We start from the raw sequence: 23,392 nt of genomic DNA, 5'->3' as shown, positions 1-23,392 counted from the left end.
CTAGAATTTGATTTTAAATGTTGTCCCTATGTTCAGGGTACTACTTACAGATATATTCCCGCCAAGGGCTTCTACCTGGTTCTTAGTTATAAATAAACCAATTCCTTTTGCCTCGGGATTACTAGGATGGAAGGTCTTGTACATACCAAACATCTTATCACCATACTCATCGAGGTCTATTCCCATACCGTTGTCGCTAACTTCTAAATATTCTATATCGTTCTCGACGTAGGTCTGTATAAATATGACTGGTTTACGCCCCGGCTGCTTGTACCGGATAGCATTCGTGATTAAATTTAGCAAAATACTTTCAAGATACTCAGGGATATAGCGAATTTCTTTCAAGTCCTGAAATTCAGCGACGATTTTTGCATTTTCTCGATTAATTAGCGATGAAATTGATGCAAGTACAACCTCTAAAGCAGTTTCAAACTTAATTATAACCGGTTCTTTCTTTAATGAGGTTTGAATACTAACAATATTATTTAATCTGGAAATGGCTGAATCCAGATTATCTGAAACATCTTCTACATTTGCTAAAAGGTCCAGTTTGTCCCTATCGGTTTTCGATTCTCGAAGCAATTCAACTATGAGGCTAAGGTTGCTGCTATGAGATCTTAAATGATGAGATACTATATGGGCAAAATTAAAAAGTCTTGAATTTTGAGTAGCGATGATATCCAGTGAATTCTGAAGGTTGAGTTCATTATTCTTGTTCTCATCGATATTCTGTAGTACTCCGCGGATCCCTACAACTTCCTGCTCATCGTTATAAACAGGCTTTCCTGTTAGTCTCACCCAGAATTCCCGATGCTGAAAAGAGACCATCTTGAGTTCCAGTTTAAAAGGAATCCCGAAGTTTTCACATTTATCAAAAGCATTCCTCATGCGGTTATGATGCTCTTTTGCGTAAAACTTCATGCGCTCCTCGTAAGCCGGCTGAAAATCACGAGGGCATTCCACGATCTTCAGGGAGACGTCATCCCAGTATATATTCTTATTTACCGTATCTACGTACCAGCCACCGGTAGAAGTCATTTCTGCGGTTTCCCGGTAATAGAAAAAATTCTCTTCTATAGTGTACTGGTCCCTTTTGGTCTGATGTATATTAACGAACAGAAGAACTGCCGTCTCGCGAAAGTTATTATTCCTGCTTTTCTGATTCTTACACTCGAACCAGCGATACTTTCCATTCTCAAGTTTTAACTTGATCTCAAAACTAAAAGGTTCATTGTCCTTGATTAGTTTTTCAAAATGTATTCTGAAATCGTACCGATAATCGGGGTGGAGGATATGGTTGATAAAGAACTCAAATCGATCCTCCTCAATTTCTGGTTTTCCTACCAGTATATTGAAATGCTCAGACCAAACGATCTCCTTGGAAAAAAGATTTATTTTCCAGTAGGCAATATCAAAGTCTTCAAGTATGCTATTTAACTGTAGGTCGCTGAGCATCAAAGTGATTTGTTCAGGTTAAAAATAACGTATTAACCTTATCATTACAAAAATTATTTATTGCTGAATTCATATATCTTATCTGGTGTAACACAGTAATTTAAAGGGATGTCGTTTTCAAATACCTCTTTAATTTCTTCAATAGGTTCGAAAAAAGACAGGCCTATTTTAATGATATCGGGTTTGCAAGCGGCCAGAAACCGGTCATAAAAGCCTTTTCCATAACCTATTCTATGTCCTTTTTTATCAAAGGCTAGTAGTGGTACAAATACTACGTCTAGCTTATTATTTGTAATCTCTATTCCTTCTACAGGTTCAGGTATATTCCACCGGTTTTTTTTAATTACGGTTTGATCTGTTAACAGGTAATTTATCATTTCTCCTGTTTTAAAATCAGATTTCGAGATGATCACATCTTTATCTTTCCCTTGCAATATGTGTAATAGAAACTCTGTGTCAACTTCTTTTTGTTCAGCAATACTTAGAAAAATATGGTAGTATTTGTGATCCCAGACTGGTAGTTGCAATGATCTATTGGCGATCTCGAGGCTCATTTTCTCAATATCCTCGTTATCTAGCCCAAGTCTTAGATCTTTAAACTTCCTTCTAAGCTCCTCCTTGTTCATGTTCTTCTGTTTTTGGCTGCATAGAAATATGAAAAATTGCATCACCCTGGTAAACTATGGGCGATTCATTCACATTTATCACATATCCTTCGCTATTGCTCTTGATCTTATGCCTGAATTTTCCGTAAGGATCTGTAATAGTGGCGATATATTCTCCTTTTTCCACATGTTTCCCGCAAGGTATCTTTACGTGTAAAAGTCCGCTGTATTTAGCTCTTAACCATGAGCTGCTTCCTATTAGAACAGTTGCTTTTCTAACATCTGGATATTCGAATTTTGGGGCAAGCATATCCAAATGACTAAGGATTCTCATAGCTCCTTCCACTCCATATTTGGCGACATCCTTATTGCTATCCAGAGATTTTCCACCTTCAAATAACAATACAGGTATCCCTAGTTTCGAACAGGTTTCCCGGTAGGATTTGGTGATGGTTTTAGAATGTATAGTAAAGGGTGCATTGAAGATCTTCGCATATTTAATGCTTTGTTCGTCACCTTTTTTCACTCTAATTTGTGGCGCATTGAATCTTGCCGCTCCTCCGGTATGAAAATCGAGACAGAAATCTGCAATAGGTAGGATCTTTTTCACGAACTGGTAGGCAAATCTACTGGCTAATGAACCATTTTTGGATCCTGGAAAAACCCGGTTTAGATCTCTGCCATCAGGAAATTCCCTGGCCATATTCAGAAAACCGAAAATATTTACAATAGGAATGCAGATAATAGTGCCAATTCTTGGTTTATTAATACCCTTTGAAATAATCTGCCTTACGATCTCAACACCGTTTATCTCATCGCCATGAATCCCAGCGGTTAAAAGAACAACCGGTCCAGGCTTTTTAGAACGTTCAATGATAACCGGAACCTCAACAGAGGTTGTAGTATAGAGCTTGGCCATATTAAAATTAATGGTTGCGCCCTTACCGGGTAGTACTTTTTCACCTAAAATTTCAAGAACATTGTTCTTGTCTATACGAGGCATATACTATACGTTTCTTTCAATGTATCTAATAATAGTTTTGGCGATATCTTTACCTGTAGCTTCTTCTATTCCTTCCAGTCCCGGAGAGCTGTTCACTTCAAGAATTAAAGGACCTCGAGTACTTTGTAACATATCTACACCTGCTACTCCAAGAGCCATTGCTTTGGCTGCTTTGATCGCTGCATTTTCCTCTTCATCTGTAAGCTGGATAACAGAAGCAGAGCCACCTCTATGCAGGTTAGACCTGAATTCACCTTCTTTACCCTGTCTTTTCATAGCCCCAACTACCTGTCCGTCTACCACAAAAGCTCTAATATCTGCACCACCGGCTTCCTTGATAAATTCCTGTACGATCACCCTCGCCTGTAAACCATTAAAAGCTTCAATTACAGATTCAGCAGCATTTTGAGTTTCAGCTAGTACAACACCAAGTCCCTGGGTTCCCTCTAGCAATTTGATAATTACCGGAGCACCACCTACGTGTTCTAAAATTTCGGTTACATCTTTAGAATAATTGGTAAATACAGTTTTTGGAAGACCTAGCCTTGCTCTTGAAAGTATCTGGAGACTTCTCAACTTATCGCGACTTCTAACCAGTGCCTGAGATTCTGTAGTAGTAAAGGTTCCCATCATTTCGAATTGTCTCACTACTGCCGTACCAAAAAATGTAACAGAAGCACCTATTCTTGGGATTACCGCATCTGTTTCTTCAAGCCAATGGCCTTTATAGTAGATTGTAGGTTTCTTTTTTTCGATAATGAGATCACATTTTATGGGATCTATCACTTCTACTTCATGATTTCTCTTTTTTGCCGCCTCAACCAGTCTACTCGTGGAATAGAGTTTAGGGTTTCTGGATAGAATTCTTATCTTCATTTAACTTTTGATTAAAAGACACATCGATCAATTCAGTGTCTACTATAAATTTTTTGGTTAAAAACTTCCTTCCTATTAATACTGGAAATCTCATTTCCTGTCTGTCTGAGAGCGAAAGTGATATTTTAAATATTTTACCGAACAGTTTAATGTTAGATTGAACCTGGTATCTTTTCTGAATAATACCGTTACTGCTTCTCACAAAAACAGTGTCATAATCTTCAAAAATGATTTCTTTTTCATTGTAAAGTGGATGTTCCTCGTCCAGAAAAGAACAATGAATACCATCATCTTTTTCAATAATATTGTGACAATGAATAGAGGAAGTGTAGGCCCCGGTATCAATTTTAATGGCAATGTCGTTAAGATTTAATGCTGGGAAATCTGCTTTATCAATCCTTCCGATCACTTTTTTTTCCATACTGCAATATACTAAAATGCTGTCGCTTCACTTAAAAGCAAAAATAAACGATAAACTATTGAAGTTTTGCAAATAAAACTGACTAAAATCGAGAAAATTCAGCCGTATTGAAATCTAAAAATACACGCTCACTTTTCCTCTTAAAAAGAAAGGTGTGCCCGGGGTAAAATGTATTTCTTCAACCGGGTTCAATTCAGGTCCCAGTCTGCTTTCTGTGGCGAACTGAGTTTCATTCCACTTTGTATCGAATAGATTTTCAATGATTATTCCGAACTGAAGATTATTGATACGGTAATTTAAATTAAGATCTGTGACCAGGTAACCGTCTGCAGTGATACTGAAATCTTCATTTGCGGGCCTGTCATTTAAATATCTGTAAGCAATAGCGCCAGAAAAACCTGAAAGATTTTCAATAGCCAGTCCTCCGGTAGAAGTGAATTCAGGTGCTAACGGAATATAATCTTCGCCAGATGCTTCTTCTGTACTTCTTGCATAAGTATAATTTAGGTCACTATAGAGGTATAACCAGTCGGTAGCTTGATACCTGGCACCCAGGTCCAGCCCTAACCTCCTGGTTTTTCCGCTTGGTTCAACAATGGCGGCATCACCTACGTACACAAATTCCTGATCCAGATACAAAAGCCATGCTGCGGTATTAAGGATCCATTTACTGCCTGGTTTGTAAATTAATCCTAGATCTGTACCATAGGCAGCGGGAAGGATCTCTTCACCATCCCTGGCAACCACTACTCGTGAATCATTGGAGTGGAATCCTATTCCGCTTTTTAGGTAAAGCTGTAAAGAATTTGAAGCATTGTAATTAAAATTCAATTTCGGACTTAAAAACAACTTATTCTCGCTCTTATTATCATAAGTTTCAGTGATAAGATTTTCATAAGCGAAGTTGAAATAATCCAGTCTTAAGCCTGGGTTTACCTGAAGTTTGCCAAAATCGAAGCCTGTATTAAAAAATCCATACAAATTGGTTTCATCTACATTTCCGTAAGCCAGTCTTTCCAGAAGTTCATCGCGGTTCTTAGTCCTGGAAAGCTCATTAAGATTACTGTCGTCATACCTGAAACCAATCCCGGCTGAATAATCCATTTCCAAAGGCAGGTTATCCCCTCTGTATTCAAAAACAGTTTCTGCTCCAAGAATGTTTCTGTCTTCCTTTTGCTTGATCTGATCTCCATTTACAGGATCTTCCAGGAAAAAAGTGAAATTAGAATATAACTCGAAATCATAATGAGAATAAAAAGCCCGTGTTTTTAATTTCTTCGAATCTGTAAGGTTACGGGTGTGGTTTACCAGGATATTTGTTCTGCTGGTTTTTCCACCCTCAGTGTCATCTATAGCACCAAACCTGCTGATAGAACCATCGGCAACCGCCCGCTCTGGAATCTGCCCGGAAGCGTCCCACTTACTTTGAAAGTGTGACATGGTAAGGTTTAGCTCTTCTTCTCCGGGAACCTTATAATTATATTTTCCCATGATATTAAATCGGTTGAAATTCTGCGGACTTTCGAATGGTCCATCAAATAAATTAAGGGAACTTGCTATGAATGCATTGCTATAGTCCTTGTCCAGCACATTAAACATTCCAACCAGTCGCTTACTGTTGAACTGACCCAATTCCATGGAAACCATATTTTGCTCAAGTTTATCCACGGTTTTGAAATTTACAAATCCTGCGGTAGCGAAATTTCCATGATCGGGATGGTAAGGCCCCATGCCAAATTCAATATTTTTGATCGTTTCAGGAATAAGGAAGTGCAGGTCACTGTATCCCTGTCCATGTGCATGGGATACCATATTTACTGGCATTCCGTCTACAGAAAGAGAAATATCTGTACCGTGATCAATATCAAAGCCACGTAAAAATATCTGTTCTGCCTTTCCTCCGCCTGCATGCTGCCCTATGATCAAGCCAGGTACTTTTCTTAGAATTTCCTGGGAAGATTTCACTGGGTTTATTTTCAGGTCTACCCTGGTGATTTCGCTTAAAACATCTCTTTCTCCATTTATTACGATCTGGTTGAGGTTCATGGTTGTTTCTTCCAGTTCAAAAATTATCTCTCTGGTAAAATCATCTGGGGTAATGGTATGCTCTATAGTTTTAAAACCAAGGTTAGTTATTTTAAGCACTTCTCCCGCTAAGACATTTTTTAATAAAAATTCCCCGTTAGCATTGGTGTGAGTATGAAATCCAGAACTTTTGCTATATATAGCTACATTTTCCAGGGGGTTGTCTTTTTCATCATATACCTGGCCCTTAAAGGACTTATTTTGAGCAGAACAAATTGTAATCAGAAAAAATATTAGCAGCGGTAGTCTCTTCATAGTTAATTTTTAGTGAGGAAGCCTCTTATAGAAATACGAGTTTTATATAGTTCTGGATTTTGAGGCCGTCAAATATCGGAAAAATCGTTCTGGATAAAGAGCTTGAATTTATTTTTTTCTGAGTGTTGCTACAGGATAGTAGAGGCCTTATACAGGAAGGAAAATGAAATTTATTTTAGTCTAAATCTGATTTTGTAATTTGTTAGGGTAATTTCTCCCGAAGCTTTCAATTATATTTTAAATTTGAACTAATGGAAAAACCTGCCCTGGAAGTTCAATTAAAAACTTTGCCCAACAGCCCGGGTGTTTATCAATATTTCGATAAGAACGGGAAGATACTGTACGTTGGGAAAGCCAAGAATCTCAAAAAACGAGTAACCTCATACTTCAATAAAAGCCATGATAGTCACCGTATAGGTGTAATGGTGAAGAAAATACAGGAAATTAGGCATATCGTTGTTTCTTCTGAAACCGATGCGCTGCTCCTGGAGAACAATCTTATTAAAAAGCTTCAGCCTCGCTTTAATGTGATGCTGAAAGATGACAAGACCTATCCCTGGATATGTATTAAAAATGAACGTTTTCCCAGAGTTTTTCCAACCCGTCGTTTGATCAAAGATGGTAGTGAATATTATGGTCCGTTCACTAGTTTCAAAACTGTGAACACGTTATTAGACCTTATAAAGGGCCTTTATAAATTAAGAACCTGTAATTATGATCTTGCTGAAGATAAGATAAGACAGGGGAAATATAAGGTGTGTCTGGAATATCACCTGGGCAATTGCAAAGGACCATGTGAAGCATTACAGCCTGAAGAGGAATACAATAATAATATTGAAGCTATAAGGCAGATCGTAAAAGGAAATTTCAAAGATTCTTTGCAGCGATTTAGAAACCAGATGAAAGAACATGCCGAAAGAATGGAATTCGAGGATGCTCAGCGTATCAAAAATAAGATTGATGTGCTGGAGAATTACCAGTCAAAATCTACGGTTGTAAATCCTAAGATCACCAATGTTGATGTTTTCTCTGTTGTTACAGATGAAGGATACGGCTACGTGAATTTTCTTCAGTTATCTCACGGTTCTATTATTCGTTCTCATACAATTGAAATGAAAAAGAAACTGGACGAAAGCGATCGCGAACTTCTGGAACTAGCCATAGTGGAGATCCGTCAGCGTTTTAATTCAAATTCAAGAGAAATATACGTTCCCTTTAAGGTAGATGTCGGGGAGGAATTAAAGATCACGGTACCTAAGCTGGGAGATAAGAAAAAGATTGTTGAATTGTCTGAACGTAACGCGAAATATTTCCGCCAGGAAAGGTTCAAGCAAATGAAGATCGTAGACCCAGACAGACATGTAAATAGGGTTATGGCTCAGATGAAAGAAGATCTAAGGCTTAATAAAGAACCCAGACATATTGAATGTTTTGATAATTCTAATATACAGGGGAGTAATCCCGTTGCGGCATGCGTGGTTTTTAAAAATGGTAAACCCAGTAAGAAAGATTATCGTAAATTTAATATCAAGACCGTTGAAGGCCCTAATGATTTTGCCTCTATGGAAGAGGTTGTTTTTAGAAGATATCGCAGGCTTCTTAGTGAAGGGGAGGATCTGCCAGAGCTCATCATCGTAGATGGGGGGAAAGGGCAGTTGTCTAGTGGCGTAAAGGCTTTGGAGGACCTTGGTTTAAGAGGTAAAATTGCTATTATTGGAATAGCGAAAAGACTGGAAGAGATTTTTTACCCTGATGATTCAATTCCTCTTTACCTGGATAAGAAATCTGAAACCCTAAAGATTATTCAGCAACTTAGGAATGAGGCGCATAGATTCGGAATCACTTTTCATCGCAATAAAAGAAGTAAAACTGCGCTAAATACAGAGTTAGATTCTATCCAGGGAATAGGAGAAAAAACTGTAGTGGAATTATTGACACATTTCAGGTCTTTAAAGAGGGTAAAAGAGGCTTCTCAAAAAGACCTTGCCGATGTTGTTGGAGCCTCTAAAGCAGGAATCATATATAATTATTATCACACCAAATAAATGCGAAAATTATTAGTCCTCATTCTACTCGTTTTCACTTTAACTGGTATTAGCCAAGAAAAGAACGAGCCAAAGGTAGGCTTGGTGTTAAGTGGAGGAGGGGCTAAAGGACTCGCGCATATTGGGGTGCTAAAAGTGCTCGAAGAACAGGGAATTAAGATCGATTATATAGGTGGGACCAGTATGGGCGCAATCATTGGAGGTTTGTATGCTTCCGGCTATTCTGCAAATGAGCTGGATTCGATTTTCAATCACCAGAATTTTGACATTTTAATCCAGGATGATCTTCCCAGACGAGCTAAAACTTTTTATGAAAAGGAAGATTCTGAGAAGTACGCTATAACCTTGCCATTCGATAACTTTGATATTTCTTTTCCTACCGGCCTTTTCAAAGGACAAAATATTTATAACCTTATGTCACGTCTTACTATCCATGTAAGTGATGTAAATGACTTTAGTAAGCTGCAAATACCATTCTTCTGTGTTGCCGCCAATGTTGAAACCGGGGAAGCAGTTATTCTTGATAAAGGTTCTCTGGCTAAAGCCATATCTGCGAGTGGTGCTATTCCAACTATTTTGAGTCCTATAAAAGTTGATGATCAGTTGCTAACAGATGGCGGGGTGGCGAATAATTATCCGGTAGAAGAGTTGAGGAGAAGAGGAGCAGATTTCGTTATAGGTGTAGATGTTCAGGATAGTCTTGTAGAGCGGGATAAATTGAAAAATGTGTTCGAGATCATGTCGCAGATCAGTAATTTCAGAACTATCGGTGATATGCGTGAGAAGATTCCACTGACAGATATTTATATAAAACCGAATATATCTCCTTTTTCGGTAATGTCTTTCGATGCAGGGAATGCCATTATAGATTCTGGAAGAGTGGCGGCATTAAAAAAAATACCTGAATTAATAGACCTGGCAAGTATTTCTGAGGATAGATATGAGAGAGAATCGGTTCGTAAAATTGACACCTTCAATATTAGTGGATTAACGCTGGAAGGAAATAATACTTATCCCCGGGCTTATGTTCAGGGGAAACTGAAACTGGACTACGACGAGCCCTATAATTTTGATGATCTTAATATTGGAATAAATAACCTCTCGGCTACAGGAAACTTTGATAGGGTAAATTACCAGTTAATTCCCCAGGATGAAAATGGGAATTATACCCTGGCGATGCAGATAGAAGAGAGTGAGAATAAAATGCTTTTAAGGCTTGGTCTACATTATGATGAACTTTATAAAAGTAGTGCCTTGGTAAATCTAACCCGAAAAAGTCTCCTTTTTACTAACGATGTGGCTTCTTTAGATGTTATCGTAGGTGATAATCTGCGGTATAATTTTAATTACTATCTGGATAAAGGATATTACTGGAGCGTGGGTTTAAATTCCAGGTATAATACATTTGAAAAATATATAAATCTTAATAGCATTAGAAAAATTGAAGACAGCGATGACTTTCCTTCTGTAGCGGAACTGGAGGTTAATTTCAAGGATTTTACGAACCAGTTATATGCGGAAACTCTTTTCCAGCAGGTATTTTCTATAGGTGCAGGAGTAGAACATAAATATTTAAAGTTTAGTTCAACCACCTTCAATGACCTTAATAATGAGAATAATGATCTAATTTTTGATAATAGCCATTATGCGAGCGCCTTTGGGTATGTAAAATATGATTCCTACGATAACCGATATTTTCCTACGAAAGGAGTCAGTTTTAGCGGTGATTTTCATGTTTACCTTTACTCGACAGATTTTAATGATAATTTTGCTGAATTCTCTATTGCTAAAGGAGCAATTGGTTATGCAGTGACGCCTTTCCAAAAATTAACTACACGTATTTCTACTGAAACAGGTTTCAAGATAGGGAATGATGGGACTGAAGTGCTAGATTTTTTCCTTGGAGGTTATGGGAACGATTTTATTAATAATATCAAGCCGTTCTATGGCTATGACTTCCTCAGCTTATCTGCAGATAGTTATATCAAGGCGCTCTTTGAACTAGATTACCAGGTTGCCCGGAAGAATCATATTATAGCTAGTGCCAATTTAGCCAACGTAGAAGATAGATTATACACTTCCGGTAATTGGTTCTCCTGGCCAGACTATACAGGCTACGCGTTGGGTTATGGTATAGATACTTTTATGGGCCCTATGGAGGTGAAATATACTTATTCACCAGAGGTAGAGGAAAGTTACTGGTTTTTTAGCCTTGGCTTCTGGTTTTAAAAATTTTTAGCGGTTCTTAATATTTTAGGCTTCTGAAGCCTTGTTTTTAGTCTACTTTTAAGATTGTTTCGCTAAATTTTCATGATATTTGTAATATTCGAAAAATAAACTCGAAAAAATCCCAATCTTTTAAAGATTTGATGGATTTTAATCGATTAAAAAATTAAAAATTATGCCTTTTTATCATAAACTAGGTAAAATTCCACATAAACGCCATACGGTATTTAGAAAACCAGATGGAAGCCTCTACTATGAGCAGCTTTTTGGTACTATCGGGTTTGATGGAATGTCTTCCAATTTATATCATGAACATCGTCCTACTCAGGTTAAGGAGATAAAAGGTAGTTATGATGTGAAACCTAAAATAGCGATAGAGAATAATTTAAAATCATACAGGCTTAAAGGTTTTCAGGTAACACCACATCCAGATTATCTTAAAAGTCGTAAGCCTGTGCTTACCAATGCAGATTGTGATATCATACTTGCGTCTCCTCAGGGTTCTACAGAAGATTATTTCTATAAGAATTCTGATGCAGATGAGCTTCTTTTCATCCATAAGGGTAGTGGAAAGTTGCGTACTCACCTGGGGAATCTGGATTTTAAATATGGCGATTATTTGTTGATCCCTAGAGGAACGATATATAAAATAGATTTCGACGATGAAGATAACAGGCTTTTTATAGTTGAATCCAGAAGGCCTATTTATACTCCTAAGAGATATAGAAACTGGTTCGGGCAATTATTAGAGCATTCACCATTTTGTGAACGTGATCTTAGGCAGCCTCATGAACTTGAGACTAATGATGAAAAAGGTGATTTTTTGATCAAAATCAAAAAGCAAGGTGAAATATTCGACATGGTTTATGCTACTCATCCATTTGATGTGGTAGGTTATGACGGTTATAATTATCCATACGCCTTTTCGATACACGATTTTGAACCTATAACGGGAAGGATCCACCAGCCGCCGCCGGTGCATCAAACTTTTGAAACAGATGCATTTGTTGTTTGTAGCTTCTGCCCTAGAAAATATGATTATCATCCAGAATCTATTCCAGCACCATATAGTCACAGCAATATAGACAGTGATGAGGTGTTATATTATGTAGATGGTGATTTTATGAGCAGAAATGATATTGAAGCCGGACATATTTCTCTTCACCCTGCAGGAATTCCGCATGGACCGCACCCGGGGGCTGTTGAAAGAAGTATTGGGCAGGTAGAGACAGAGGAACTGGCAGTGATGGTTGACACGTTTAAGCCATTAATGCTTACTGAAGATGCCATGGAGATAGCTGATGATAGCTATCATAAATCATGGTTAGAAGATGGACACGATCATTAATATGAAAGAAGATTTATCAGCACAGGATAGAGCGATGTGGTAATAATTTGAAAAGAAACTTCAATTTATTACAATATCAATAATCCAAAAAAAATAAAATATAATGTCAAAAGATAGCACATCATTAAATTTAGAAAAGGTAGTTCCGCAGGCAGAAGATTTTCTGCCTATTCTAGGGACAGATTTCGTTGAATTATACGTAGGGAACGCAAAACAGGCAGCCTATTATTACCAGCACGCCTGGGGTTTTCAGCCAATTGCTTATGCCGGACTGGAAACTGGAAAAAAGGATAGTGTTTCTTATGTAATGCAACAGGGAAAGATCAGGATCGTATTAACTTCTCCACTAGAAAAAGGAGGTGATATAAATGAACACATCAACAAACACGGGGACGGAGTGAAATTCGTGGCGCTTTGGGTAGATGATGCCAGAAAGAGTTATGAAGAAACTACCAAGAGAGGCGCTAAGTCTTACGTGGAACCATATGAGATAGAGGACGATAATGGTAAAGCAGTGATCTCTGGAATTCATACTTACGGGGAAACTATTCACCTGTTCGTTGAAAGAGGTGAGTATGAAGGGCCGTTTTTACCTGGATACAGAGTTTTTGATACAAAGGCAAAATCTCCAGACACAGGATTGAAGTTTATTGACCATATGGTTGGTAATGTAGGTTGGAACGAGATGGACAAATGGGTTGAATTCTATGGAAAAGTGATGGGATTTGCTCAGTTGGTTTCTTTTGATGATAAGGATATTTCTACAGATTACACTGCTTTAATGAGTAAAGTAATGAGTAATGGGAATGGTCGTATCAAATTTCCTATTAACGAACCTGCAGAAGGAAAGAAAAAATCTCAGATAGAGGAATATATCGATTTTTATAATGGAGCAGGAGTGCAACATATCGCATTAGCAACAGATAATATTATCGAAACGGTAACTCAGTTAAGGGATAGGGGTGTTGAATTCCTTTACGTACCAGAAACTTATTACGATGATCTTCTAGATAGAGTTGGTGAAATAGATGAAGATCTTGAACCATTAAAGGAACTCGGAGTTCTTGTAGATCGAGATGATGAAGGTTACTTATTGCAGATCTTTACAAAACCTGTTTTAGACAGACCAACCATGTTTTTCGAGATTATTCAGCGAAAAGGCGCTCAATCTTTCGGGAAAGGAAACTTTAAAGCCTTATTTGAGGCTATAGAAAGAGAGCAGGATTTGCGAGGAACATTAAATTAAGATTAAAAAATTGCTAAAAATTAAGCTTTGAAATTTAAAAATTGATAATTAGATAATTATTTAGTTAAACTTAATTATCCTATTGTAGGTAAGGTAGAAATATCAGACTTTTGCACCGCATTTTTGGAGTGGTTACCAAAAATCATTTTTAAATTTTTTTCATAATTTAAGTTTTAGTTGGTTAATAAGATAAAATTCCCTGTCATTAATTTGATGGGGTTTTTTGTTTTAATACTTTTGGAATAGTAATTGTAAATGGTGTATTAACCCCAGAAATACTGATACTTAGGAAAAATATTATGATGAAAAAACTTTTTACAATTACCATACTTTGTTTTTTAGTTAGTACCTCCCATTTATTTTCTCAAAAAGCCTTTAAAGACGGCGAGTGGTTTAAATTCCGAATCCATTACGGTATTTTCAATGCTAGCTATGCTACCCTGGAAGTTGACGAAACCAGGTTGGAGAATAAACCAGTGTATCATATTAAAGGTAGAGGGAAATCTACCGGACTATTAAGCTTATTCTTTAAGGTTGATGATGATTATCAGTCTTATATAGATAAAAGAACAGGGAAGCCGTACAAATTCATCAGAAAGATCAACGAAGGCGGTTACACGAAAGACCTGGAAATAGACTTTGATCATGGAGATAATAAGGCACATGTATCAGATCATAAAAATAATACCAAAAAAAGCTATTCTGTACCTGAAAATGTGCACGACATGTTATCCTCATTTTATTATATTCGCAACCAAATTGACAGTGATGATTTAAAGCCGGGAAAAGAGCTGAGATTGAATATGTTTTTGGATGATGAAAACGTTGATTTCAAACTTGTATTTCTAGGTAGGGAAGTGATCAAGACTAAATTTGGAAAAGTAGCGACGCTTAAATTCAGACCCTATGTACTAGCAGGTCGAGTTTTTAAAGAAAAGGAAAGTCTTACTTTTTGGGTTAGTGACGATAAGAATAAAATTCCCGTTAAAATTGAAGCAGACCTGGCGGTTGGGTCTTTAGATGCCGACTTAGAGGCTTATAAAGGACTTAAACATCAGTTTAGTATCTTAATGAAATAAATATGGAAATAAAACCCGAGATCGCGGAACGAATTATTAAACTTGAAGAGAAGTTCAAAAATTCGGGACAGGATATGGGGTCCTATTTGGATGGATTGCTTTATGATAGATATTTATCCTACTGGGATTATATTGAGGTAGACACCTTGCTTAGTCTGCAAAAGACAAATACACACTTTCCTGATGAAATGATCTTTATCACCTATCATCAGATCACCGAACTGTATTTCAAGCTTATAATACACGAACAGAAACAGATCATTGAGAGTGCTACGCTTACGGCTTCTTTCTTTACCGAAAAGCTCAATAGAATAAACAGGTATTTCAGGATCTTGATCGATTCTTTTGATGTGATGATCAAGGGAATGGAAAGAGAACAGTTCCTGAAATTCAGAATGGCTTTACTTCCGGCCAGTGGTTTTCAATCGGCTCAATTCAGAATGATCGAGTTGTATTCTACTCCTTTAGAAAATTTAGTTTCCGCAGAAATTCGAAATGATTTTTCAGAAAAAACTAGCATAGATGAGCTCTATGAGAATATCTACTGGAAAAAAGGAGGTATAGATTTGGAAACCGGCGAAAAAACACTCACTTTAAAACAATTTGAAAAAAGATATACCCCCCGGTTTTTAAGGATTGCTAATGCTGTGTATGAAAATACGATATATCACCGTTATCTAAAGATGCATGAAGACGACCGTAATGATAAAGATCTGGTTAAGGCAATGCGAAATCTGGATGTTAATGTAAACATCAACTGGTTGCTGATGCATATGGGGGCTGCCTACAGGTACCTTAGTAAAGATAAAGAAACAGTTAAAGCTACAGGAGGAACTAACTGGAAGAAGTTCCTTCCGCCAAGCTTTCAAAGAATATCCTTCTTTCCTGATCTATGGAGTAAAGAAGAAAAGGAAAATTGGGGCAAACAATGGGTTAACCATACGTTTAATACAGAAAATAAAAAGTAAGAAAAATTGAAGAAATTAGGTTTATTGTTAATGTTGATGCTGGCTTTTGTTGCCTGCAATGATGAGGAAAAAGACCAGGCTGTAAATGAAGAGGTTAAAAAAAAGAAATTACCTCCAGTTGAAAAAGAATATGGTTTTGTTCTAAACGACTTTGAGGTGGTTAGAGATACCATAGAATCTGGAGATAGTTTTGGATTCATTATGGATCAAAATGGTGTTGGTCATGGAAAAGTATATGAAATATCTAATAAGGTAAAGGATACTTTTAACCCGGCCAGAATTACTGCCGGAAAGAAGTATATGATCCTGAAGGCTAAAGATTCAGCTAAGACACCTCAATATTTTATTTATGAGAATGATAAGATAAATTACACGGTTGTCTCTATTGGGGATAGTATTTATGCTGAATCCAGGAAAAGACCGGTTTCAGTAAAAAGAAGAGAGGTTTCAGGCGTGATCGTTTCTTCTCTTTCTGAAGCTATGCAAACACAGGGCTTAAGTAATCTTCTGGTTTATGAATTATCTAATATCTACCAATGGAGTATAGATTTCTTCAAACTTCAAAAAGGTGATCAATTTAAGATGGTTTATCATGAGAAATATATAGACGATACGGTATTTGTTGGTGTAGAAAAAGTAGATGCCGCTGTTTTTAAGCATTCAGATAAACCTTTCTATGCCTTCAATTATTTAAGTGATACTTTAACAGGGAAACCAAGCTTTTATGATGAAGAGGCCAAGGCATTGCAAAGTTTCTTCCTAAAAGCGCCCCTGGATTATTCCAGAATATCTTCAAGATATACCAAAAGACGGTTTCACCCGGTTCAAAAGAGATGGAAAGCTCACCTGGGAACAGATTATGCTGCAGCCTATAATACTCCCATTGTGAGTACTGCGAATGGAACCGTGATCGCTTCCAGTTACACTTCCGGTAACGGAAATTACGTGAAAATACGCCATAATAGTAAATATACAACGCAGTATCTTCACATGACCAAAAGAGCGGTTAGAAATGGGCAGACTGTAAAACAGGGTGATGTGATTGGATATGTGGGGAGTACTGGTCTTGCAACCGGGCCACATGTTTGTTACAGGTTTTGGGTAAATGGACGTCAGGTAGATCCTTTCCGTCAAAATTTACCTTCGGCCAAGCATATTGAAGAAGAACTGAAAGATGAATATTTTGCACATATAGAGCCATTAAAAGATGAGCTGGAGCAAATACCCTTCAAAAACATTTAAATGAAAAATATAAATCCAACCAAAACAAAAGCCTGGAAGGAATTAGAAGATCATTTTAAGCAAATTGAAAATGAACATATGAAAGATATGTTCGCTAAAGATGATGATCGTGCAGAAAAGTTCACCCTTAAATGGGAAGATTTTTATGTTGACCTGAGTAAGAACAGGATCAACGAAGACACCAGGGATCTATTGATTAAGCTTGCTAAGGAATGTCATCTAGATGAAGCTATAGAAAGTTATTTTGGAGGAGAGTCTATTAACCAGACAGAGAATCGCCCGGTACTTCATACTGCCTTAAGAACAGATAAAAATGCTGAAGTAAAAGTTAGAGGTGAGAATGTAGTTCCCGAAGTTCAGAATGTAAAGGCTAAGATTCGTGATTTCAGTAATGAAATTATAGATGGTACCAGGAAAGGATATACAGGAAAACCATTTACCGATGTGGTGAATATCGGCATTGGAGGATCAGATCTTGGGCCGGCAATGGTTACCGAAAGTCTGGAATTCTATAAGAACCATCTTAAGCTGCATTTCATCTCTAATGTAGATGGAGATCATGTACAGGAAACAATAAAAAACCTGAATCCCGAAACTACACTTTTTATCATTGTATCAAAGACTTTCACTACCATGGAAACTTTGAGCAATGCTACAACAGTTAGAGAGTGGTTTTTAAAATCTGTACCGGAAGTAGAGGTTTCAAAACACTTTGTAGCTGTTTCAACTAATCTTGAGAAAGTAGCCTCATTTGGTATAGATCCTAAGAATATTTTCCCGATGTGGGATTGGGTTGGAGGCCGCTTTTCTTTATGGAGTGCAGTAGGTCTTTCAATAAGTCTGGCTATTGGATATGACAATTTTGATGCTTTACTTACAGGTGCACAAAAAATGGATAAGCATTTTAAAGAAACTCCATTTGAGCAAAACTTACCTGTTCAGCTCGCTTTATTGACTATATGGTATAATAACTTCTTTAAAGCCGAAAGTGAGGCCGTAATTCCTTATTCTCAATATTTAGATAAATTCCCTTCATACCTTCAGCAGGCCATTATGGAAAGTAATGGTAAAAGTGTTGATCGTAATGGGGAAAAGATAAATTACGAAACCGGTACTATTATATGGGGAGAGCCGGGAACAAACTCTCAACATGCTTTTTTCCAGTTAATCCATCAGGGAACTAAATTAATCCCGACAGACTTTATAGGATTCAAAAGATCTCTATTTGGTGATAAAACTCATCAGGATAAGTTAATGGCGAACTATTTTGCCCAAACTGAAGCTTTGCTTAACGGTAAAGATGCTGAAGAGGTTGAATCAGAATTAAAATCCAAAGGATTCAGTCAGGAAGAAATTGATAGAATTAGTTCATTCAAAGTTTTTAAGGGTAATAACCCTACAAATACTCTATTGATTGACAGGCTTACTCCAGAAAGTATGGGTAAATTGATAGCATTGTATGAACATAAAATATTTGTGCAGGGAATCATCTGGAATATTTTTAGTTATGACCAATGGGGAGTGGAACTGGGTAAACAGTTAGCCAGTAAGATATTAGCTGAATTCTCAGTAAAATCTGTGGATAATCACGATTCTTCGACCAGGAATTTACTAAAACACTATATCCAATAGAAATTTCAGAATGATATAGCCCTGTTTGTAAATTAACGACTAGTTTAAAAGTATAATTTACAGTTATTTATATTTAATAGCTCCGGTTTTGCCGGGGCTTTTTATTTTTTATTGAAAAAATTTATTAACAATAAATTGCAATGTAAGTAATGTTATCAAATAATTGAAATACAGTTATATAGGTGTTTTTTCGTAGGATAAATCTTATTTTTTTGATTCAATTCTGTGAAAACTGGCATTTTTCAATCGTTAAAAGTTAAAACTCTTAACACTTAGATAATAATAGATTTGTCAGAATTGTGTTCTTTTGCACCGAATTTAAATCAAACACTCAAACAATTAAACAAATGAGGAAATTATTACTGTTAGCAATGTTATTTGCATCTGCTACAATTTTTGCTCAAGGAACTGTTACTGGTACAGTAATGGATTCTGAAATGGATGGTCCTTTACCAGGTGCCAATGTGATGGTAGTTGGTACGCAACAAGGAGCCATGACCGATTTTGACGGTAACTTTAGTCTTAACGTTGAAGATGCTACCGGAAAAATTAGAATAAGTTTTGTTGGTTACGAGCCAAAAACTGTTCAATTTAACGTTAGCGGAGGTCAAACTGTAGATCTTGGACAAATAACTTTAAGTCCAGATGCAAACGCATTATCTGAGGTAGTGATCACGGGAGTTGTAGATCTTGCAAAGGATCGTCAAACTCCAGTAGCTGTATCAACTATTCGTTCTTCAGAAATTCAGGAGAAATTAGGAAACCAGGAATTTCCTGAGATTCTTAATACTACTCCTTCTATCTATGCTACTAAGCAAGGTGGTGGATTTGGAGATTCTCGTATTACCATTCGTGGTTTTGATACTCAAAACTCTGCGGTGATGATCAACGGTATTCCTGTGAATGATATGGAAAATGGAGCTGTATACTGGAGTAACTGGGCGGGTCTTAGTGACGTAGCTTCAGCTGTTCAGGTACAAAGAGGTTTAGGTTCTTCTAAACTTGCGGTTTCTTCTGTAGGAGGTACTATCAACGTAGTAACTCGTTCAGCTCAAATGTCTGAAGGTGGTTTTGTAAAAGCTAGTGTTGGTAACGATAGTTATTTAAAAACTGTAGCTTCTTATAATACTGGACTTAACGATAATGGTTGGTCTGGATCTTTCCTTTTAAGCAGAACTTCTGGAGATGGTTACGTAAACGGAACTGAATTTGAAGGATATAACTACTTTATTGGTGTAGGTTACCAGGCAAATGAAGATCATGAATTCAACTTCATGTTAACAGGTGCTCCTCAGCAACATAATCAAAGAGGTGCCTTTACTCCGCTTTCAAGTTACCTGGAATATGGTGAAAATGGAGATCCTAATGAAAAATACAATCCAGATTTTGGATATAGAAATGGAGAAGAATTCACATTTGCTGGAAACTTCTATCACAAACCAGTAGCATCTCTTAGCTGGGAATGGGATATTAACAGTCTTTCTAAACTTTCAACCACAGCATACGCATCATTTGGACGTGGTGGATCTATAGGATCTATTGGTAGAATTAATGGAAGACAATCTTTTGCATTACCATTAACAGATGATGGTCTATTACCTATTGATGATATTTTTGCATGGAACTCTGGTGCTGATGTACCTGCTTTTGGAGATCCTAGAGAGACTTATTCTGGTGACGGAACTTACCAGGGGCAATTTGTGAATTCTGGAAACGGAGATCGTTCAGGTGAAAACGGAATGTCTCAACGTTCTTCTGTAAACTCTCATAACTGGTTTGGTGTTATTTCAAACTTTGAAACTGAATTAACCGATAAAATTACTTTAGACCTGGGAGCAGATTTAAGATCTTACAAAGGTTTCCATTACCGTAGGTTAGTAAATCTAATGGGAGCGGATACTTACCGTTCTACTGCAGATAGTAATAACCCATCGAGATTCTTAAATGAAACTTATGATCCTACTATTAGCAATACTTTAAATGTATTCAAGAGTATTGATGATGAGGAGAAAATTGACTATAATAATGATGGTCTTGTAAGATGGGCTGGTGCATTTGGACAATTAGAGTATGCAGGAGATAAATTGTCTGCCTTTGTTCAGGGATCTATCTCTAACCAGGGATTCAAAAGAATTGAATATTTCAACGAAGCTCCTGGAAATCAGGAAACTGACTGGGAAAATATCGTTGGAGGAAACATTAAAGGTGGAGCGAACTTTAATATTGATGCGAAGCATAATGTATTTGGTAACATTGGATATTATTCAAAACAACCACTTTTTGATGCAGTTTACATCAACTTCGGAAACACTCTAAATCCAAATCTTACAAATGAGCAGGTATTTGGATTAGAATTAGGTTACGGTTTCCGTTCTCAATTCTTCAATGCGAATGTGAATATCTACAGAACTTCATGGGCTGATAGATTTGAGTCTGATAACGCGACTTTCTTTGAAGATACTCCTCAGGAAATTAGAGGTACAGCGAACCTTCTTGGAATTACTCAGGTACACAAAGGAATTGAATTCGATTTCTACGGAAGAGTTGGAAATAAATTCAGATGGAATGGTATGTTATCTATTGGAGATTGGGAATATAAGGATGATGTTGTAGCTTCTTACTTCGATGAGAATCAAAACCCAATTCCAGGAGTTGATGATGCTGTACTAAGTCTTGATGGAGTAAAGGTTGGAAATGCAGCTCAGTTAACAGCTAGTTTAGGAGCAGATTATCAAATCATTGATAATTTAAGCGTTGATGCGACTTATAGATATGCTGATAATATATATGCAGATTTCGATGCTACAGATGCATTAGACGATCCTAATTTTGAAGTATTCGAAGTGCCTTCTTATGGTCTATTAGACCTTGGTGCTTCTTACGGGTTAGATCTTGGAGAGAATAGATTAAGTTTCAGACTTAACGTGAATAACGTAACAGATAATATCTATATTTCTGAATCTAATACTAACATTCTTGCAGGTCCTGGAGATGATACTTATGATGGAGTAAACACTAGAAATAATGTTTTCTTTGGATGGGGTAGAACCTGGAATGCAAGTGTTTCTTTTAATTTCTAAGGAAATTCTTATTCTATAATATTAAACGCCCCGATTATTCGGGGCGTTTTTTTATGTATTTCTGTTATCTTTAAAAAAAAATAATTTTATATGTACGAAACAATTCAGTTTATCCATTCATATTGGGCTTATTTAGTATTATTCATGCTGCTTATAGCCACATTTAATGCTATAATTGGTTTTGCCGCGAATAAGGAATATTCTGCTACAAATTTTAGAATTGCTCTTTTTACGCTAATTGTTTCCCATATTCAGTTGCTAATAGGTATTGTTCTATACTTTACTTCCGGTAACATGGGACGCTGGGAAGGTGGTATGGGTGAAGTTATGAAAAACGATACTTTGAGACTTTATCTTGTTGAACATCCTCTTATGATGATCATCGCGATCGTTTTGATAACTATTGGGTACTCTAAACATAAGAAGAAGCTTACCTCCAGGCCTAAATTTAAAATGTTATCCATTTTTTATGGCTTTGCATTTGTGGTAGTCCTTTCAAGAATCCCATGGAGCGCCTGGTTTAACTAGAGATATATCTGCATTAAACTGCAATGCTTAAGTTTGATATTACACAAAAAAACCTCCGGAAATTCCGGAGGTTTTTATTTTAAGTCTGAATTTCATTGAAGATCTTGTTTTAAAAAAACTGCTTTTATTGAATATGATTTCTATTGAGTTTTCACTTCCCTTATTAAATAAAGGTATACCGGAAAATGATCACTATATCCAGGTTCGTAACCTGAACTTCCATAAGTCCTGAATGGATATCCCCTATATTGTCCGGTTTGAGTTATAACATAGGGCGGATTAAAAATTCCTGCTTTATAAAGCTGAAAGCCATCAAAATTTCTTGAAACTAAACTCTGAGATAAGTAAAATTGATCGAATAAATTCCATGAATCTCGATAAGCCAGGGTTCCTTTTCCATTTTTCATCATATTTTCCATAGGATTATAGAGTTCCCCTTCCTTCAATTCTTTAATTTCCGGTTTAGTTTGTAGGAACTTTTTAAAGCTTTTATTGGTAGGATCATCGTTAAAATCTCCCATTCCTATAATTCGCGCATTTGGATTTTCTCGATATAAAGAATCTATGATTCTCTTGTTGAGTTGAGCAGCCTTCTCACGCTTATAACTGCTTTTTGCTTCCCCACCAGAACGGGAAGGCCAGTGATTTACTATGAAATGTATTTCCTCACCATGCATCAGTCCGCTTACCACAAGTTGATCCCTTGTGTAATCTCGTTTATCCTGCTCGTAGATCATTAATTTCCTGGGCCTGGAATTTAAAGGAATAAAACCCTCTTTTCGGTATAACAAGGCTACGTCTATTCCGCGCTCATCTGGTGAATCAAAATGTATAATTCCGTAATTCTTTTCCTGTAAATAGTGGTGGGAAATAAGATCCTCAAGAACTAGCCTGTTCTCTATTTCGCATAGACCTATGATTAATGGAGCTTTACTGGCTTCGTCAATACCAATTTCAGAAAGCACTTTTGCAATGTTCTCTATCTTTTGCGCATAGCGATCCTCTGTCCAGCGATCTTTTCCTAAAGCTGTCCTATCATCATCAAAGGTTAAAGTGTCGTCTACGGTATCAAAAAGGTTCTCTACGTTATAGAATGCCACGGTCTCGATCTGGTAATCTTTCATATTCTGACAATATACCATATTGCCTGAAATGTGGATCAGGTTAAAAACTAAAATAACCGATATGAGGAGTGTCTTCAAATTATTTTCAGGATTAATTAGGTTTAAAGTTCTGATAATTTGCTGGTTATGTCATTAATGATTAACATTATATTACATTTCGATGACGAGGCACTA

Annotated in this window: 17 protein-coding genes; 10 read left to right on the top strand and 7 right to left on the bottom strand. The window is 36.8% G+C overall.

Translation table 11 applies throughout. From position 1 onward, the window contains the following. The 6 genes from G530_RS0101125 to G530_RS0101100 all read right to left on the bottom strand — a co-directional run bounded on the left by G530_RS0101125 (window position 1) and on the right by G530_RS0101100 (window position 6,700). The gene (locus G530_RS0101125) at window positions 1–1,455 is read right to left on the bottom strand and encodes a sensor histidine kinase (protein WP_026932775.1); all 1,455 of its coding nucleotides are present in this window, start codon (window positions 1,453–1,455) and stop codon (window positions 1–3) included. A 53-nt stretch (window positions 1,456–1,508) separates the two neighbouring features. Then, window positions 1,509–2,081, bottom strand: coding sequence for a 5-formyltetrahydrofolate cyclo-ligase (locus G530_RS0101120; protein WP_026932774.1), 573 nt, complete (start codon window positions 2,079–2,081; stop codon window positions 1,509–1,511). Next, window positions 2,062–3,063, bottom strand: coding sequence for a succinylglutamate desuccinylase/aspartoacylase family protein (locus tag G530_RS0101115; RefSeq protein WP_026932773.1), 1,002 nt, complete (start codon window positions 3,061–3,063; stop codon window positions 2,062–2,064). Before G530_RS0101115 ends, G530_RS0101120 begins: the two co-directional genes overlap by 20 nt. Before the next feature lie 3 nt (window positions 3,064–3,066). After that, window positions 3,067–3,939 (bottom strand): 30S ribosomal protein S6--L-glutamate ligase, encoded by an 873-nt coding sequence (gene rimK, locus G530_RS0101110; protein WP_026932772.1) that lies wholly within the window; start codon window positions 3,937–3,939, stop codon window positions 3,067–3,069. Further along, window positions 3,908–4,360 carry an ATP-dependent zinc protease family protein gene (locus G530_RS0101105; RefSeq protein WP_026932771.1) on the bottom strand — a complete coding sequence of 151 codons (453 nt, stop codon included), beginning with the start codon at window positions 4,358–4,360 and terminating at the stop codon, window positions 3,908–3,910. Before G530_RS0101105 ends, rimK begins: the two co-directional genes overlap by 32 nt. Before the next feature lie 114 nt (window positions 4,361–4,474). After that, window positions 4,475–6,700, bottom strand: coding sequence for a TonB-dependent receptor (locus G530_RS0101100; RefSeq protein WP_026932770.1), 2,226 nt, complete (start codon window positions 6,698–6,700; stop codon window positions 4,475–4,477). A 251-nt stretch (window positions 6,701–6,951) separates the two neighbouring features. On the opposite strand from G530_RS0101100, the gene uvrC reads away from it, so the two are divergent. From uvrC to G530_RS0101050, 10 genes are all read left to right on the top strand, one after another. Continuing rightward, window positions 6,952–8,745, top strand: coding sequence for an excinuclease ABC subunit UvrC (uvrC, locus tag G530_RS0101095; protein ID WP_026932769.1), 1,794 nt, complete (start codon window positions 6,952–6,954; stop codon window positions 8,743–8,745). Further along, on the top strand, window positions 8,746–10,974 hold the full coding sequence (locus tag G530_RS0101090) for a patatin-like phospholipase family protein (RefSeq protein ID WP_026932768.1): 2,229 nt from the start codon (window positions 8,746–8,748) through the stop codon (window positions 10,972–10,974). A gap of 172 nt (window positions 10,975–11,146) precedes the next feature. After that, on the top strand, window positions 11,147–12,319 hold the full coding sequence (locus tag G530_RS0101085) for a homogentisate 1,2-dioxygenase (protein ID WP_026932767.1): 1,173 nt from the start codon (window positions 11,147–11,149) through the stop codon (window positions 12,317–12,319). Window positions 12,320–12,422: 103 nt separating this feature from the next. After that, window positions 12,423–13,565: a 4-hydroxyphenylpyruvate dioxygenase gene (gene hppD / locus G530_RS0101080; RefSeq protein WP_026932766.1), complete on the top strand. Its 1,143-nt coding sequence runs from the start codon at window positions 12,423–12,425 to the stop codon at window positions 13,563–13,565. A gap of 302 nt (window positions 13,566–13,867) precedes the next feature. After that, window positions 13,868–14,644 (top strand): DUF3108 domain-containing protein, encoded by a 777-nt coding sequence (locus G530_RS0101075; protein ID WP_026932765.1) that lies wholly within the window; start codon window positions 13,868–13,870, stop codon window positions 14,642–14,644. A gap of 2 nt (window positions 14,645–14,646) precedes the next feature. Continuing rightward, a complete protein-coding gene (locus tag G530_RS0101070) occupies window positions 14,647–15,612 on the top strand; it encodes a tryptophan 2,3-dioxygenase family protein (protein ID WP_026932764.1) in 966 nt (321 codons plus the stop codon). A gap of 6 nt (window positions 15,613–15,618) precedes the next feature. Continuing rightward, window positions 15,619–16,854 (top strand): peptidoglycan DD-metalloendopeptidase family protein, encoded by a 1,236-nt coding sequence (locus tag G530_RS0101065; protein ID WP_026932763.1) that lies wholly within the window; start codon window positions 15,619–15,621, stop codon window positions 16,852–16,854. Then, window positions 16,855–18,486, top strand: coding sequence for a glucose-6-phosphate isomerase (gene pgi / locus G530_RS0101060; protein WP_026932762.1), 1,632 nt, complete (start codon window positions 16,855–16,857; stop codon window positions 18,484–18,486). A gap of 347 nt (window positions 18,487–18,833) precedes the next feature. Next, on the top strand, window positions 18,834–21,566 hold the full coding sequence (locus tag G530_RS0101055) for a TonB-dependent receptor (protein ID WP_026932761.1): 2,733 nt from the start codon (window positions 18,834–18,836) through the stop codon (window positions 21,564–21,566). 90 nt (window positions 21,567–21,656) lie between these two features. Further along, window positions 21,657–22,094: a 50S ribosomal protein L27 gene (locus G530_RS0101050; protein WP_026932760.1), complete on the top strand. Its 438-nt coding sequence runs from the start codon at window positions 21,657–21,659 to the stop codon at window positions 22,092–22,094. 140 nt (window positions 22,095–22,234) lie between these two features. Here the strand turns inward: G530_RS0101050 and G530_RS0101045 are convergent, their stop codons facing one another. Continuing rightward, window positions 22,235–23,218: an endonuclease/exonuclease/phosphatase family protein gene (locus G530_RS0101045; protein ID WP_240472117.1), complete on the bottom strand. Its 984-nt coding sequence runs from the start codon at window positions 23,216–23,218 to the stop codon at window positions 22,235–22,237. Between the last annotated feature and the right edge of the window lie 174 nt (window positions 23,219–23,392).

Origin of the sequence: Christiangramia echinicola DSM 19838, from assembly GCF_000423065.1 — a bacterium.
Taxonomy (GTDB): Bacteria; Bacteroidota; Bacteroidia; order Flavobacteriales; family Flavobacteriaceae; genus Christiangramia; species Christiangramia echinicola.
The sequence above is the reverse complement of the archived record's forward strand: the minus strand, read 5'-3'. Positions and strand labels throughout refer to the sequence as shown.